The organism is Methylosinus sp. H3A (assembly GCF_015709455.1).
GTDB lineage: Bacteria > Pseudomonadota > Alphaproteobacteria > Rhizobiales > Beijerinckiaceae > Methylosinus.
Map to the genome: position 1 here is coordinate 3,406,272 of NZ_JADNQW010000005.1, position 14,430 is coordinate 3,420,701.

Here is a 14,430-nt window from a genome sequence, read left to right on the forward strand (position 1 = left end):
GACGAGAACAAAAGGAGACGATCTCATGGCGTTCGGCGACGAGACCAGCGAAGTGCGCGAAGCTGTCGGCGTGTTCGACACCGCCGAGACGCTCCAGGAGGCGATCGACGAATTGCAGACGTCCGGCTTCGACCGCGCCGATATCAGCCTCATGGCCGGCGAGCGAGCGGTCGACGAAAAGCTCGGCCATGCCTATCAGAAGGCCGCCGATGTGGAGGACGACCCGGAGGTTCCCCGAGGCGCCTACATCTCGCCCGAATCGATCGGCGAGGCGCAAGGCGCGCTGGTCGGCGGCCTCGGCTATATCGGCGCCATCGGCGCCGCCGGGCTCATCTTCGCGAGCGGTGGGACGATGGCGGCCGCGCTCGCCGCGGCGGCGATCGCCGGGGGCGGCGGCGGGCTCGTCGGCGCTCTTTTCGCCAAGCTGATCGGCGAGAGCCACGCCCAATATTTGCAGGAGCAGTTGGATCGGGGCGGGATTTTACTTTGGGTGCGCACGCGCGACGAAGCGCATGAAAAGAGCGCCGTCGAAATTCTCACGAAACATTCCGGCCGCGACGTGCATGTGCATGGCGTCCCCGACGCGCCGATGTGACGCCGCGTCGGTCTTGGCGAACTCGGCGGCGAAAAGAGAACGCCCGCCGCCGAGCCGCATATTTTGAAAATCAGAGTGTCATTCGCCGATAGAACATGGGGCCTCGCCGAGCTTTGGCCTCTCGGTCGAGAGGAGGAGACGACGACTCGGCGTGACTCAGCTACACCCAGTCGTACTTCCGCACGTCTCGCATTTCAGACATGTCCCATTGCGCACCAGCGTGAAATTCGCGCACTCCGGGCAGGCCTCGCCCACATAGCCTTTCATCCGCGCCTCGGCGCGCTTTTCGGCGACGCTGTCCATCGGACGTGTCGGCGCCGTCCAGCCGAGCTCCGACAAGGGCTGCTCCGTCTCGGCGGCGACGTCCTCGCGCAGCGCGGTCGCGCCGCCGCGCACCAGCATCAGCCGATCCGTCTTGGAGCGCAGCAGGCCTTTCGACACGACGGAAGAAGCGCTCTCCGAGACCTTGCCCTCGTGCTCGCCCTTGCCGAGCGCGTCATGGCCGATATCGTCCGGCGATACATGGGCGAGATCGGTGCGGCCGAGATAGGAGACCGCCAATTCGCGGAACACATAGTCGATGATCGATGTCGCATATTTGATCGCGTCATTGCCCTGCACCGGGCCCGCCGGCTCGAAGCGCGTGAAGGTGAAAGCGTCGACATATTCCTCGAGCGGCACGCCATATTGCAGCCCGAGCGAGATGGCGATGGCGAAATTATTCATCAGGCTGCGGAAGGCCGCGCCCTCCTTGTGCATGTCGATGAAGATCTCGCCGAGGCGCCCGTCGGCATATTCGCCCGTGTGCAGATAGACCTTGTGGCCGCCCACGGTCGCCTTCTGGATGTAGCTCTTGCGCCGGTTCGGCAGTTTCTCGCGCTCGCGCACCACTTGATGCACCACGCGCTCGACGATGCGCTCGGCGATCGCCGCCGCGCGCGCAGGCGCATTGGCGGAGAGGATCTCTTCGGCGACTTCCTCCGCCTCGTCGTCGGCGTCGGAGACGAGCTGCGAGGAGAGCGGCTGCGAGAGCTTGGAGCCGTCGCGATAGAGCGCGTTGGCTTTGAGCGCCAGCTTCCAGGAGAGGAGATAGGCCGCCTCGCAATCCTCGATCGTCGCGTCATTGGGCATGTTGATCGTCTTGGAGATCGCGCCCGAGATGAAGGGCTGCGCCGCCGCCATCATGCGAATGTGGCTCTCGACGGAGAGATAGCGCTTGCCCGTGCGCCCGCACGGATTGGCGCAATCGAACACGGGATAGTGCTCGACCTTCAAATGCGGCGCGCCTTCGAGAGTCATGGCGCCACAGATATGGATATTGGCCGCCTCGATCTCCTGCCGGGTGAAGCCGAGATGGGTCAGCAGGTCGAAGCTCGAATCTTCCAGCGCCGCCGTCGGAATCTTCAGCGCGCCGGTGAGGAAATCCGCGCCGAGCGTCCATTTGTTGAAGACGAATTTGATGTCGAAGGCGGAAGCGAGCGCCTTCTCGACCGTCTCGATCTTCTCGTCGGTGAAGCCGCGCGCGCGCAGCGAGGTGGTGTTGATCGCCGGGGCGTTGGAGAGCGAGGCGTGGCCGACGGCATAGGCCTCGATCTCGGCGATCTCCGCTTCCCGATAGCCGAGCGTGCGCAGCGCTTCCGGCGCGGCGCGATTGACGATTTTCAAATAGCCGCCGCCGGCGAGCTTCTTGAATTTCACCAGAGCGAAATCCGGCTCTATGCCGGTGGTGTCGCAATCCATGACGAGGCCGATCGTGCCGGTCGGCGCGACGACGGAGACTTGCGCATTGCGATAGCCATGCTCCTCGCCGAGCGCGAGTGCCTCGTCCCAGGCTCGCGTCGCGCGGGCGATGAGCGCCGCATCGGGGCAGGCGGCGTGGTCGAGCGGCACGGGCGCGGTGGCGAGGGCCTCGTAGCCGGCGCGCTGGCCATGGGCGGCGCGGCGATGATTGCGAATGACGCGCAGCATCGCTTCGCGATTGGCGTCGAAGCCGGCGAAGGGCCCGCGCTCCTTGGCCATTTCCGCCGAGGCGCGATAGGCGACGCCGGTCATGATCGCCGAGAGCGCGCCGCATAGAGCGCGGCCGGCGTCGCTGTCATAGGCGATGCCGGAGGACATCAGCAGACCGCCGACATTGGCGTAGCCGAGGCCGAGCGTGCGATATTCGTAAGAGAGCTGCGCGATCTCCCGCGAGGGGAATTGCGCCATCAGCACGGAGATTTCCAGCACGATGGTCCACAGCCGCACGGCATGCTCGTAGGAATCGACGTCGATGCGCTTGGTTTGCGGATCGCGGAACTGCAGCAGGTTCAGCGAGGCGAGATTGCAGGCCGTGTCGTCGAGGAACATATATTCCGAGCACGGATTGGAGGCGCGTATGGCGCCGCCGGCCGGGCAGGTGTGCCAATCATTGATCGTCGTGTGGAACTGAATGCCGGGATCGGCCGAGGCCCAGGCGGCATAGCCGATCTTCTCCCACAATTCGCGGGCCTTCAGCACTTTCGACGGCTTGCCGTCGAGCCGGCGCGTCAGCGTCCAATCGCCGTCCGTCTCCACCGATTTCAGGAATTCGTCGGTGACGCGCACGGTGTTGTTGGAGTTCTGGCCTGAGACGGTGAGATAGGCCTCGCTGTCCCAATCGGTGTCATAGGTGTCGAAGGAAATATCCTTATAGCCCTGACGCGCGAATTGAATGACGCGCTTGATGTAATTGTCCGGCACTTCGGCACGGCGCGCGGCGCGGATCTCGCGCTTCAGCGCCGGATTCTTCTCCGGGTCGAAACAGTCGAAGCCCGGCCCCTCGCAATTGACGCAGGCGCGCATCACGGCTTTCAGATGCTTCTTGACGGTCTTGGAGCCGGTGACGAGCGCGGCGACCTTCTCCTCCTCCTTCACCTTCCAATCGATGAAGGCCTCGATATCGGGATGGTCGACGTCGACCACCACCATTTTCGCGGCGCGGCGCGTGGTGCCGCCGGATTTGATCGCGCCCGCCGCGCGGTCGCCGATCTTCAGGAAGGACATGAGGCCGGAGGAGGAGCCGCCGCCCGAGAGCTTCTCCTTCTCGCCGCGCAGCTTGGAGAAATTGGAGCCGGTGCCGGAGCCATATTTGAACAGGCGCGCCTCGCGCACCCAGAGGTCCATTATGCCGCCGTCATTGACGAGATCGTCCTCCACTGACTGGATGAAGCAGGCATGCGGCTGCGGATGCTCATAGGCGGTCTTGGATTTGGTCAGCTTGCCGGTCTGGTGGTCGACATAGAAATGACCCTGGCTGGGGCCGTCGACGCCATAGGCCCAGTGCAGGCCGGTGTTGAACCATTGCGGCGAATTGGGCGCGGCCATTTGCCGGGCGAGCATGAAGCGCAGCTCGTCCTGAAAGGCGGAGGCGTCCTCTTCCGAGTCGAAATAGCCGCCCTTCCAGCCCCAATAGGCCCAGGCGCCGGCCAAGCGGTCGAACACTTCGCGCGCCGAGGTCTCGGAGGAGGAGCGCTCCGCCTTCGGCAATTGCGCGAGCGCCTCCGAATCGGGGACCGAGCGCCACAGGAAGCTCGGCGTGTCATGCTCTTCGACACGCTTCAGCCGCGTCGGCACGCCGGCCTTGCGGAAATATTTCTGCGCCAGCACGTCGATCGCGACCTGGCTCCAGTCGGCGGGCGCGTCGATATTCTCGAGCGAGAACACCACCGAGCCGTCAGGATTGCGGATTTCGCTGCGCGCCGCGCGAAACTCTATGTCCGCATAGGGGGACTGTCCGGCTCTTGTGTGGCGTCGGTCGATCTTCATCTCGTCCTATTCCTCGAAAAATGGGGGCACGAAATCGCGCGCGGCCGACGGCGTCGGCCGAGTGGAAGGCGTTCTGTTATCCGGGACTCTACGTGGGAAACGCAGATACCAACCTTGTCGCGATAAGAGGGCCGCCGCCGCGACAAGGCGCGCAACGCGGATGAGCGATGAGGCGAACGCCGCCCGTTCGGGGCGCGCTGCCGGGCCTCTTCGATCTTCCGTCGCTGCGTCATTGGTGACACTCCGAGAGTGCGTCACTCCGAGAACGTCGTCAAGTCGCTATCAACATATGGTGTGGGAAATTAATTTCCCGACAATATGTTGCCAAAAGTCGTGGATTATGGGGAGAAGCCGACTCGGGCTCCGCTGTGAGGCTCGACGCGCGCGCCATTTTCGGCAAGGGGGGCGATCGGGATGATTCTCCCATTCGATTTTCCTCGTCTTGACGTGGCGGGGCGCGGAGGAGTTAGTTGCGCGCCGGCGGCGCCGGGGCAATAGGCGCCAAAAAGGCCTTCAGGAGGTTAGTCATGTCATTCGTCGTCGCGCGCCGGGGGTTCCTGGCCGCCTTGTCGCTAGCGGCTCTGGCCTCGTCGGCCGCGCTCGCTCACGGCCCCTCCCGCCAGAAGGTGACGGAGACGATCGAGATCGCCGCTCCGGCCGAGAAGGTCTGGGAAATCGTCGGCAATTTCCAGGATTTGAGCTGGCTGCCCCCCGTCGCCAAGACGGAAGGAACGGGCGGCAACACGCCCGACAAGGCGACCCGTCATCTCACGCTGAAGAATGGCGGCGAGATCGACGAGCTGCTCACCAAATATGACGCGAAGGACTTCTCGCTCGCCTATCGCATCGAGAAGGTGGATGTGAAGATCCTGCCGGTGAACAATTATTCGTCGACGCTGACGGTGAAGCCGCAGGGCGACAAGAGCGTCGTGGAATGGAAAGGCGCCTTCTACCGCGGTTTCCCGAACAACGACCCGCCGCCGGAACTCTCCGACGAGGCGGCGCTGAAGGCGGTGACCGATCTCTACAAGGCCGGCCTCGCCTCGCTGAAGGCCAAGGTCGAGGGCAAGTGACCCTCGAGTTCTGGAGAAGGACGGCGTCAGCCGTCCTTCTCGGGCTGGCGCTCGCCTCTCAGGCGCGGGCGGATGAGGCTTTCGTCACCAATCAGGGCAGCGGCGATCTCACCATCGTCGATCTTTCGACAATGGCGCCCGCCGCGACTTTGCCGATCGGCGGCAAGCCGGCCGGCGTCGCCGTCTCCACTGACGGCGCCCGCGCCTATGTGACGAGCCCGGAAGGCAAATATCTCTCTGTCGTCGACACGCGCGAGCGCCGCGTATTGCGCAAGATCCCGCTCGAGGGCGGTCCGCTCGGCCTCGCCGTCGCGCCGGATGGCGGGCGTGTCTATGTCGCCGACATGTATGAGCAGCGGCTTTTCGCGGTCGATCCCGATTCGGGCGTCGTCGCGACGGCCAAGGTCGGCCCCACCCCTTCGGGAGTGGCGGTGACGCCGGACGGCAAGACGATCCTCGTCGCGATTCGCGACGTCAATAAAATCGCCTTCGTCGACGCTTCGTCCTTCGAGAAGCGCGGCGAGCTCGACGTCGGCCGCCATCCTTTCGGCGTCACCATCGACGCCAAGGGCGAGCGCGCCTACACCGCCAATGTCGAATCGGATGATGTCAGCGTCATCGACCTTTCGACTCGGCGCGTGATCGCCACGGTGAAGGTCGGCAGGCGGCCCTATTGCGTGGCGCTGGCGCAGGGCAGGGGCTTCGTCACCGATCAATACGCCGAGGCGGTGAGCGTCTTCGATCTCGAGACATTCGCGCCGGTGGCGCAGGTGAAGGTCGGCGAATATCCGGAAGGCATAGGGGCGAGCCGCGACGGCAAGACGATCTATGTCGCCAATTGGTTCACCAATGAATTCTGGTCGATCGCCGCCGACAGTCTGAAAGTCGTGGCCAAGGTCAAGACAGGCGACGGCCCGCGCGCCTTCGGCGCTTTCATTCGCGCGGTGAATTGACATGCTCCGGCCGCACGCCAAGGCCGATCAGCCGCGCCGGCAGCTGCCTTAGAAACGGGAAGGCGTCCAGCAGGCGCAGAGCCAGCGGCGCCTCGAAAGGCTTGTCTGCGGCGAGCACGCTGCGAATCACCCGATTCTGGATGAAGAGCTGCAATCGCTGCGTGACCCGCGCCGGAAATTCCCGGCGCCTCTGGACGGCGCCGACATCCTCGTCGCGCAGCGTCCGGCTCTGCAGCTTTTCGGCGAGAAGATTGGCCGTGGCCACCGCATCCTGGATCGCGAGATTGATTCCGACGCCGCCGACCGGCGACATCGCATGGGCCGCGTCGCCGATGCAGAGCAGGCCGGGCCGGCTCCAATTCTTCAGCCGATTCACTTGCACGGTGAGCAGATTGACGTCCTCCCAATCTTGCAGATCCTCCACGCGATCCATGAGAAAGGGAACACAATCGGCGATGGCGTCGCGAAATTCGTCGAGCGGGCGCCGCCTCAGCGCCTCCGCGCCGCCTTTGGGGATGACATAGCCGATCTGCCAATAGGCGCCGCGCTCGATCATCGCGACCATGCGGCCCGGCGCGGCGCGGCCGAAGCTCTCGTCCGGATCATCCGCTTCTCGCCTCAGCTTGAACCACAGCACATCCATCGGCGCGCCGAAGTCCTCCACCTCGAGGCCAGCCGCTTCGCGCAGCAGCGACGTCCGCCCATCCGCGGCGACGGTGAGATCGGCGTGAATCTCGATCGCCCCCTCCGGCCCGCGAGCGCGTACGCCGGTGACGCGACCATCCTCCTCGAGGAGGGATTCGGCCGCAGTCTTCATCAGCAGGCGGAAATTCGGGAGCTTCTTCGCCTCGCCGGCGATGAAGTCCAGAAAATCCCACTGCGGCATGAAGGCGACGAATTTGCAGAGCGTCGGCAGACGGCGGAAATCGGCGACGACGAATTTGCGGGCTCCCACCCAGGCGGAGAGCTGAAACGCCTTGCGATGCGGCAGCTGCAAAAAGGCGTCGAGCAGGCCGAGTTCGAACATCAGCTGCAGAGTCGACGGATGGATCGTGTCGCCACGGAAATCGCGCAGGAAATCCGCATGTTTTTCAATGACGACGATGTCGACGCCGGCCCGCGCGAGCAGAAAGCCCGCCATGAGTCCCGCCGGCCCGCCGCCGACGACGCAGCATCCGGCGGCGATCGTCTGCGGCATCGGCCTCTCCTTCGATGAAAAGGCCGCGCGCGGCCGCTCCTGTCTTTATGGTCAATTTAGCAGCGGTTTTCCATTCGCATCCTTCACATTGGCCGCCCAGCTCTTGCGGATGAGCGTCACGACCGAGGGCGGCATGGGCTCGAAATCGAGCTCCTCGGCCGCCGCGGCGCCTTTGGAGAAGGCCCAGTCGAAGAATTTCAGCGCTTCGAGCGCCGCCGCCGCATCCTGCGGCTGCTTCGGCAGCAAAATGAACGTCGCCGCGGCGATCGGCCAGGAGCGCGCGCCCGGCTGCTCGGTGAGCAGGCGGAAGAAGCCCGGCGCGCTCTCCCAATCGGCGCTGGCGGCCGCCGCCTCGAAGCTCTCCTTGCCCGGCGCGACGACCTTGCCGTCGCGGTTCACCAGGCTGACTGTGGCGAGCTTGTTCGGCTTGGCGTAGGCGTATTCGACATAGCCGATCGCGCCTTTGGAGTTGGCGACATTATTGGCGACGCCATCATTGCCCTTGGCGCCGAGGCCGAGCGGCCATTCCACGGCGACGTTCTCGCCGACCTTGGCCTTCCAATCCGCCGAGACGCGCGACAGATAATCGGTGAAGCAGAAGGTGGTCCCCGATCCGTCGGAGCGATGCACGACGACGATCGGCGTCGACGGCAGAGACGCTTTCGGGTTCAGCGCGCGGATCGCCGGATCGTCCCAGACGGTGATCTCGCCGAGAAAAATGCGGGCCAGCGTCGGCCCGTCGAGGACGAGCTCATTGGATTTCACCCCGTCCAGATTGACGACGGGCGTAACGCCGCCGACGACCTGCGGCCATTGGATGAGCCCGGCGGCGTCGAGCTCCTTGGCCGACAGCGGCTGGTCCGAGGCGCCGAAAGTGACTGTCCGCGCCTTGATCTGGCGGATGCCGCCGCCCGAGCCGATCGACTGATAATTGACGCGGTTGCCGGTCTCCTTGGAATAGCTCTGCGCCCATTTGGCGTAGACGGGCAGGGGAAAAGTCGCTCCGGCGCCGGAAATGTCGAGGGCGTGCGCGCTCCCCGCGGAAAGGATCGCCGCCAGCGCGGCGTGAAGAATGAGTCTCATTCCCTTGGAAATCATGCAGTCGTCCCTTTGGAATTCGACGCGACGCTCTTCTTTCGCGCGAGCCGAAAACCAATGGTTTCAGTTCTCTGCGGTGCGCCTTCGAGGGCGCGGCGGCTGTCGTCGTTCTGTCACATGTCTCCTTTTCCACGACTCGTCGCCAAAAGCAAAGCTCGCGCATCCTCGCAGGGGAGCCTACCGGCGCGCCCGACTGGACATTGCGCCGTCTTGACGCAATAAGGAGCCACGCAAACATGGGATGGACGCTTCCGACATGTCCTACATCATTCGCTTCTTCACTTGGTGGAATCGGGCGACGCTCAGCACGGGCCTCTGGACGCTGCTCTATGGCGAGCGCGTCGGGGCGGATGAGTTCGGCAACGTCTATTACCGCCGCCGCGGCGGCAAGAAGGACAAAGCGCTCGGCTTCGAGCGTCGCTGGGTCATCTACAAGGGCTATGCCGAGGGCTCGGCGACGCCGCCCGGCTGGTATGGCTGGCTGCATCACATCGTCGACACGCCGCCCACGCAGGAAAAATACGAGCCGAAGGAATGGGAGCTTCCCTATCGCCCCAATCTGACCGGCACCTCGGCCGCGTATCATCCGCCGGGCTCGATCCTGGCCGAGGGCCGCCGCGCCCCGGCGGGCGGCGACTATCAGGCCTGGACCCCCGAGTCCTGAGAAGCGCGGGTCGCGGCCACGCCCGCGACCATCGATCCGCCACGCTCTTCCTGTTCAAGACGGCGCATGAGGCGCGGGCGGCCGGCCCGAGCCAGAGATCGGAAACCGACCCGATATGATCTCCCGCTCCTTCCGCCTCCGTTTCGCCCTTTCCGGAGCCGCCGTCCTCGCCGGTCTCGGCGTGGCCTCGGCCGATCCTATTCGCAATCCGACCGCCGTCTTCGCCGGCCTCGACAAGACGACTGGCCGAATCATCAATTTCGACGTCGCCATCGACGAGACCGTGCAATTCGGCTCGCTGCAGGTGACGCCGCGCGTCTGCAACACGAGACCGCAGACCGAGGCTCCGCAGACGACGAGCTTCGTCGAGGTCGACGAGCAGGACACGGCGAAGAACGACGCCAAGCGGATTTTCTCCGGCTGGATGTTCGCGGCGAGTCCGGGCCTGCATGGCGTCGAGCATCCCGTCTATGACGTGTGGCTGGTCGACTGCCGCGGCGGCAAGGAGATCGTCCAGGCGCCGGCGGCCGATCCTTCGGCGGCGGGCGCTCCCGCTGCGGCCGCGCCGCCCGAGAAGAAGCGCTCCCGCTCTCGCAAAGTGGAGCCGGTCGCGCCCGTTCCCGTCGAGGCTGCGCCCATCGGCCCGCGCGATTCGGTCCCGCCCGAGGGCGCGAAGGCGCCGGACGCCGTCGACCCCGCGGCCGCGCCGCCGACCGAAAAAGCGAAGAAGAAGAAAAAGAAGCAGCCGGCGCAGCCGGCTCCCGCTACGGCGCCGTCCCCTTTTTCGTTCTGAACTCGGTCTCGGGGCGCAGGATCGCGACGATCTCGCGGCCGGGAACGGGAGCGTCGTCCGGCCAGGCCGCAAAACGCGCCGGAATGGTCAGCGCCTCTTCCAACCGGCCATGATAGACGTCGCGGCTGATCTCCACTGCGCCCAGCGAAGCGAGATGCGTCGTCATGAATTGCGTGTCGAGCAGGCGGAAGCCGCCTTTGACGAGCCGCGCGACGAGATGCGCCAGCGCCACTTTCGAGGCGTCGGTCTCGCGATGGAACATGCTCTCGCCGAAAAAGGCCGCGCGCATGGAGACGCCATAGAGGCCGCCGACGAGCCGTCCCTCCCGCCAGCACTCGACGGTATGGGCGCAGCCCATGTCGAACAAATCGCGGTATAAGCGCTTGATTTCGGCGTTGATCCAGGTGTTCTCGCGCTTTGGCGCCGAGGCGGCGCAAGCGTCGATGACCGCGTCGAAATCCGTATCGACCCTGACCTCGAAATGGTCCGAGCGGATGGTTTTGGCGAGCGAGCGCGAGACCTTGAACGCATCGAGCGGAAAAATCGCGCGCTCCTGGGGGTCGACCCAGAAAAGCTGCTCCTCTTCGGCGCTCTCCGCCATTGGGAAAAGGCCGATAGAATAGGCGCGCAGCAGGATCTGCGGCGTGATGGCGTAATCTGCGGAGGAAGGGCGTGACATTTCGCAGATTGTAGCGCAATGCGCGCCGGAATCGAGAGTGTTCGGCACCTAGTCTGAATGTCGAAGCGCAGCAGAAGCGGCGCGCGCCGGGCTGGCCCCCGTGCTATCGAATGCACACATCCTCGCCTCCACGACGTCATGGCCGGGCTCGTCCCGGCCATCCACGCCATCACGCCGCGGCTTCTCGGAAGGTTGGCGTGATGTCGAAGCTCCGGCGACCTCTACTGGGCCCTGCCACGAACCCGCCCGACGCAAGCCGAAATCCGTCGATTTCCTCAAATTTCTCAGTTGCTTGGCGTGGATGGCCGGGACAAGCCCGGCCATGACGGCCGCTGGGTTTCGCTATGTATGAATCCGATAGCCCGCTTCGCGGGAGAGGGAGCGGCCGACGTTACGTGAGCCCCGAGGAAGTGCGGAGCCTGCTCCCTCTCCCGCGAAGCGGGAGGGCGGGGAGGGGCTTCGCGCTTCGTTTTCGTTCAGCCTTCGCCGATCACCTCGAGGAAGCTGTGGGCGTCCTCCTTGCGCTCGAAAACATGTGGCGCGATGCCCCGCTTGCTCAGCGCTTCCTTCAGCTTCAGCCGCAGAAAGGCGCTGGTCGTGTAGCGCGTCGTCGTCACATAATAATTCTCGAGCATGTATTGGATCATCTCCGCATAGTAATCGTAAAGATGCTCGCTGATGCGGAAATTGTCGAGATTGACGACCTGATTGACGCGCTTGCCGATCTTCTGGCACGCGTCGATCAGCATTTTGCGCAGATCGTCGATATCGCGCTTGGAGCGCGCGCTCCAGCCCTCTAGATTGAGGAACTGAATATTGCGATCGGCGTCATAGCTCACGCGATCCTGCAGATCGAGATTGAGCAGATCGGAGATCAATCCCATCGGCTCGTCGACGAAGATGCGCTTGTCCATCAGGATCGGGTGCTTGACGATCGGCTTGAAGTCCATATGCGGGAGAATATCCCGCTCTATGTCCACGCCCGGCGCGATCTCGATCAGCTCGAGACCTTCCTTCGTCAGCTGGAAGACGCAGCGCTCGGTGACATAGATCACCGGCTGCTCGCGCTTTTGCGCATATTTGCCGCTGAAGGTCACCTGCTCGACGAATTTCAGGAACTTCCGCGCACGGCCTTCCTTGAGGATTTTGACTTCGCCATTCTCGATCGCGATGTCGAGGCCGCCGGCCGTGAAAGTGCCGGCGAACACCACGCTGCGCGCATTCTGGCTGATGTTGATGAAGCCGCCGCAGCCATTGAGACGCCCGCCGAAACGGCTGGTGTTCACATTGCCCTGCTCGTCGCATTCGGCCATTCCGAGGCAGGTCATATCGAGACCGCCGCCGTCGTAGAAGTCGAATTGCGTGTTCTGATCGATGATCGAATCGGCGTTGGTGGCCGAGCCGAAGGAGGAGCCAGACGCCAGGACGCCGCCGATCGCGCCGGCTTCCGTCGTCAGCGTGATGAAGGGCGTGAGCTTTTCTTCATTGGCGACGGCGGCGATGCCCTCCGGCGCGCCGACGCCGAGATTGACGACGCCATTGGGCGGCAGCTCGAAGGCGGCGCGCCGCGCGATGATCTTGCGCGCGTCGAGCGTCATTTTGGCCATGCTCTCCACCGGCACGCGAACCTCGCCGGCGAGCGCGGGGTTGTAGATCACGCCGTAATTCATCCGGTGCATCTCGGGCTGGTCGGCGACGACGACGCAATCGACCAGAATGCCCGGCACCTTCACATCCTTCGGGCGGATCGAGCCGGCCTCGACGATGCGCTCGACCTGCGCGATGACGATGCCGCCATTATTGTGCGCGGCCATGGCCTGGGCGAGCACGTCGAGCGTCAGCGCCTCCTTCTCCATGCTGATATTGCCGGAAGGGTCGGCGCTGGTGCCGCGAATGAAGGCCACGTCGATCTTCGTCGCCGTGTAGAACAGCCATTCCTCGTCGTCGATGACGACATGCTTGACGATCTCTTCCGTCGTCACCTCATTGACGCGGCCGCCGCCGAAGCGCGGATCGACATAAGTATAGAGGCCGACCTTGGAGAAGAGGCCGGGCTGGCCGGCGGCGCAGGCGCGATAGAGCTGGGAAATGACGCCCTGCGGCAAATTATAGCCGAGAATCTTGTTCTCTTGGGCGGCCTGGGCGACCTTGGGCATGCGGCCGAAATTGCCGGCGGTGACCCGGCGCAGCAGGCCTTCGTGATGCAGGCGGCCGGTGCCGAGCCCTTTGCTGTCGCCGGCGCCGGCGGTCATGATCAGCGTGAGGCCGCGCGGGGCGCCGGTCTCGACGAAGCGCTTCTCCAGCGCGGCGTGCAGCGCCTCCGGGATGCAGCTCTGAACGAAGCCGGTGGTGGTCAGAACGTCATTTTCGCTGATGAGGGCAATCGCTTCGTCGGCTGTAATGACCTTGTTGTTCTTGTTGTTCATTTCCCTCTGGTTTCCTCCTCGCCGCCCGGCAGGGCGAAGGCCTCGGGCGTTTGTTTTTCCCGCGTCCCGCACAGATGGGCGCCGGGTTTCGAACCGGGGCCGACACTAGAGTTTGCGACAGGGTTTCGCAATAGCGCCAGGAAATCGCAGCGCGCGTCCGAGCGCGTGAAAACCGTCCGCCGCCTGCGTCTCGGCGTCGCAGCGACGCCAGCGCGCCGCGGCGCCGCAAGACGCATATGAGGCGCGCAATCGCATATTTATCTTATAGACTTTAGCGATTATGCTGAGGCCATGGTCGGCGTGGCGCGGCCGAGCTGTATGTTTCCCCGACGGCGTCGATAGAGCAAACTATGACCAAGCTCAGATTTCTTCTCGCGGGCGCCGCAGCGGCGATCGTTCTCGGCCAGACGTCCCGCATCGGGGCCGAGCCGGAAAAGAGTTTCGTCTATACGCCTGCGGAGGAGGTTCCATTCAAGAGCCCGCTCGGGATCGGCCCCGCTCAGGCGGTGTTGTCCGGCGACCCGTCCAAGCCCGGCGTCTATGTCGTGCGCGTGCGTTTCCCGCCCGGCCATCATTCCAATCCGCATTTCCATTCGCGCGATCGCCATGCGGTGGTGGTCAAGGGCGTATGGTGGAACGGCGTCGGCGAGGAGCTGGATTTCAAAAAGGCGCGGCCGGTGACGGCGGGCTCTTATGTGCTGCATCCGGCCGGCGGCGTTCATTGGGACGGCGCGGGCGAGGAGGAGGTCGTCATCCAGATCACAGGCGAAGGGCCGGTGGAGACGACGCCAGTTGGGGCGCCGGGCGCGCCGCAGGGCTATTGGCCGAAGCCGAAGTGAGATCGGCTGGGCTCCAGCGACGCAATGGCGCGCGGCTCCATCGCGTCCACGGCGTGCGCCGCCGCGTCCGACAAGACGGCGACGGCCGCCAATAGAGCGGCGGCCAGCCAGGCGGACACCAGAATGCGCTGCGCCGTCGGCAGAGGCTCGTCTGCGGCCGGTCTCGGCGTCACGACGTAGAGACGGCGCGGCGCGACGATGCGTGGGGTGACGATGCTTGGGGCGGCGATGCTCGGGGCGGTCTCGGCGGCGTCCGATTGCAGCACGCGCAGCGAGGCTCTCAGCTCGTCTCTGCGCAATTCGTTTCTCATTCGAGCGCCCGACTC

At 64.6% G+C, this 14,430-nt stretch carries 12 protein-coding genes; 6 read left to right on the plus strand and 6 right to left on the minus strand.

Annotated elements, in window-relative coordinates; all coding sequences use genetic code 11:
• Positions 1-25 precede the first annotated feature (25 nt).
• On the plus strand, positions 26-595 hold the full coding sequence (locus tag IY145_RS18720; RefSeq protein ID WP_196409592.1) for a hypothetical protein: 570 nt from the start codon (positions 26-28) through the stop codon (positions 593-595).
• Between the two features lie 156 nt (positions 596-751).
• Here the strand turns inward: IY145_RS18720 and IY145_RS18725 are convergent, their stop codons facing one another.
• A complete protein-coding gene (locus IY145_RS18725; protein ID WP_196409593.1) occupies positions 752-4,381 on the minus strand; it encodes a vitamin B12-dependent ribonucleotide reductase in 3,630 nt (1,209 codons plus the stop codon).
• 527 nt (positions 4,382-4,908) lie between these two features.
• Here IY145_RS18725 and IY145_RS18730 point away from each other — a divergent pair.
• Both IY145_RS18730 and IY145_RS18735 read left to right on the plus strand, forming a co-directional pair.
• Positions 4,909-5,454, plus strand: coding sequence for an SRPBCC family protein (locus IY145_RS18730; protein ID WP_196409594.1), 546 nt, complete (start codon positions 4,909-4,911; stop codon positions 5,452-5,454).
• On the plus strand, positions 5,451-6,407 hold the full coding sequence (locus IY145_RS18735; protein ID WP_312030609.1) for a YncE family protein: 957 nt from the start codon (positions 5,451-5,453) through the stop codon (positions 6,405-6,407). The genes IY145_RS18730 and IY145_RS18735 overlap by 4 nt, the downstream gene beginning before the upstream one ends.
• Here the strand turns inward: IY145_RS18735 and IY145_RS18740 are convergent.
• Together IY145_RS18740 and pstS are read right to left on the minus strand one after the other, a co-directional pair.
• Positions 6,388-7,605, minus strand: coding sequence for an FAD-dependent oxidoreductase (locus IY145_RS18740; protein WP_196409595.1), 1,218 nt, complete (start codon positions 7,603-7,605; stop codon positions 6,388-6,390). The two genes, IY145_RS18735 and IY145_RS18740, sit on opposite strands and share 20 nt — an antisense overlap.
• Positions 7,606-7,656: 51 nt before the next feature.
• Positions 7,657-8,703, minus strand: a complete 1,047-nt coding sequence (pstS, locus tag IY145_RS18745) for a phosphate ABC transporter substrate-binding protein PstS (protein WP_196409596.1) — start codon at positions 8,701-8,703, stop codon at positions 7,657-7,659.
• 256 nt (positions 8,704-8,959) lie between these two features.
• On the opposite strand from pstS, the gene IY145_RS18750 reads away from it, so the two are divergent.
• Positions 8,960-9,367 (plus strand): NADH:ubiquinone oxidoreductase subunit NDUFA12, encoded by a 408-nt coding sequence (locus IY145_RS18750; protein ID WP_196409597.1) that lies wholly within the window; start codon positions 8,960-8,962, stop codon positions 9,365-9,367.
• Positions 9,368-9,482: 115 nt separating this feature from the next.
• Entirely contained in the window at positions 9,483-10,160 is a 678-nt protein-coding gene (locus IY145_RS18755) for a DUF2155 domain-containing protein (protein WP_196409598.1), read from the plus strand.
• Here IY145_RS18755 and aat read toward each other — a convergent pair.
• Positions 10,132-10,839, minus strand: coding sequence for a leucyl/phenylalanyl-tRNA--protein transferase (gene aat / locus IY145_RS18760; RefSeq protein WP_196409599.1), 708 nt, complete (start codon positions 10,837-10,839; stop codon positions 10,132-10,134). The genes IY145_RS18755 and aat overlap by 29 nt on opposite strands.
• Before the next feature lie 476 nt (positions 10,840-11,315).
• On the minus strand, positions 11,316-13,265 hold the full coding sequence (locus IY145_RS18765) for an acyl CoA:acetate/3-ketoacid CoA transferase (protein ID WP_196409600.1): 1,950 nt from the start codon (positions 13,263-13,265) through the stop codon (positions 11,316-11,318).
• A gap of 350 nt (positions 13,266-13,615) precedes the next feature.
• Here IY145_RS18765 and IY145_RS18770 point away from each other — a divergent pair, with 350 nt between their 5' ends.
• On the plus strand, positions 13,616-14,104 hold the full coding sequence (locus IY145_RS18770) for a cupin domain-containing protein (protein ID WP_196409601.1): 489 nt from the start codon (positions 13,616-13,618) through the stop codon (positions 14,102-14,104).
• Here IY145_RS18770 and IY145_RS18775 read toward each other — a convergent pair.
• Complete coding sequence (locus tag IY145_RS18775; protein WP_196409602.1) at positions 14,083-14,415, minus strand: hypothetical protein; 333 nt, start codon at positions 14,413-14,415, stop codon at positions 14,083-14,085. The genes IY145_RS18770 and IY145_RS18775 overlap by 22 nt on opposite strands.
• Positions 14,416-14,430 lie beyond the last annotated feature (15 nt).

Bases quoted from the DNA above. Each gene is read 5' to 3' on its own strand.
- IY145_RS18720 (WP_196409592.1), top strand. From the start codon at position 26: ATGGCGTTCGGCGACGAGACCAGCGAAGTGCGCGAAGCTGTCGGCGTG.
- IY145_RS18725 (WP_196409593.1), bottom strand. From the start codon at position 4,381: ATGAAGATCGACCGACGCCACACAAGAGCCGGACAGTCCCCCTATGCG.
- IY145_RS18730 (WP_196409594.1), top strand. From the start codon at position 4,909: ATGTCATTCGTCGTCGCGCGCCGGGGGTTCCTGGCCGCCTTGTCGCTA.
- IY145_RS18740 (WP_196409595.1), bottom strand. From the start codon at position 7,605: ATGCCGCAGACGATCGCCGCCGGATGCTGCGTCGTCGGCGGCGGGCCG.
- pstS (WP_196409596.1), bottom strand. From the start codon at position 8,703: ATGATTTCCAAGGGAATGAGACTCATTCTTCACGCCGCGCTGGCGGCG.
- IY145_RS18750 (WP_196409597.1), top strand. From the start codon at position 8,960: ATGTCCTACATCATTCGCTTCTTCACTTGGTGGAATCGGGCGACGCTC.
- IY145_RS18755 (WP_196409598.1), top strand. From the start codon at position 9,483: ATGATCTCCCGCTCCTTCCGCCTCCGTTTCGCCCTTTCCGGAGCCGCC.
- aat (WP_196409599.1), bottom strand. From the start codon at position 10,839: ATGTCACGCCCTTCCTCCGCAGATTACGCCATCACGCCGCAGATCCTG.
- IY145_RS18765 (WP_196409600.1), bottom strand. From the start codon at position 13,265: ATGAACAACAAGAACAACAAGGTCATTACAGCCGACGAAGCGATTGCC.
- IY145_RS18770 (WP_196409601.1), top strand. From the start codon at position 13,616: ATGACCAAGCTCAGATTTCTTCTCGCGGGCGCCGCAGCGGCGATCGTT.
- IY145_RS18775 (WP_196409602.1), bottom strand. From the start codon at position 14,415: ATGAGAAACGAATTGCGCAGAGACGAGCTGAGAGCCTCGCTGCGCGTG.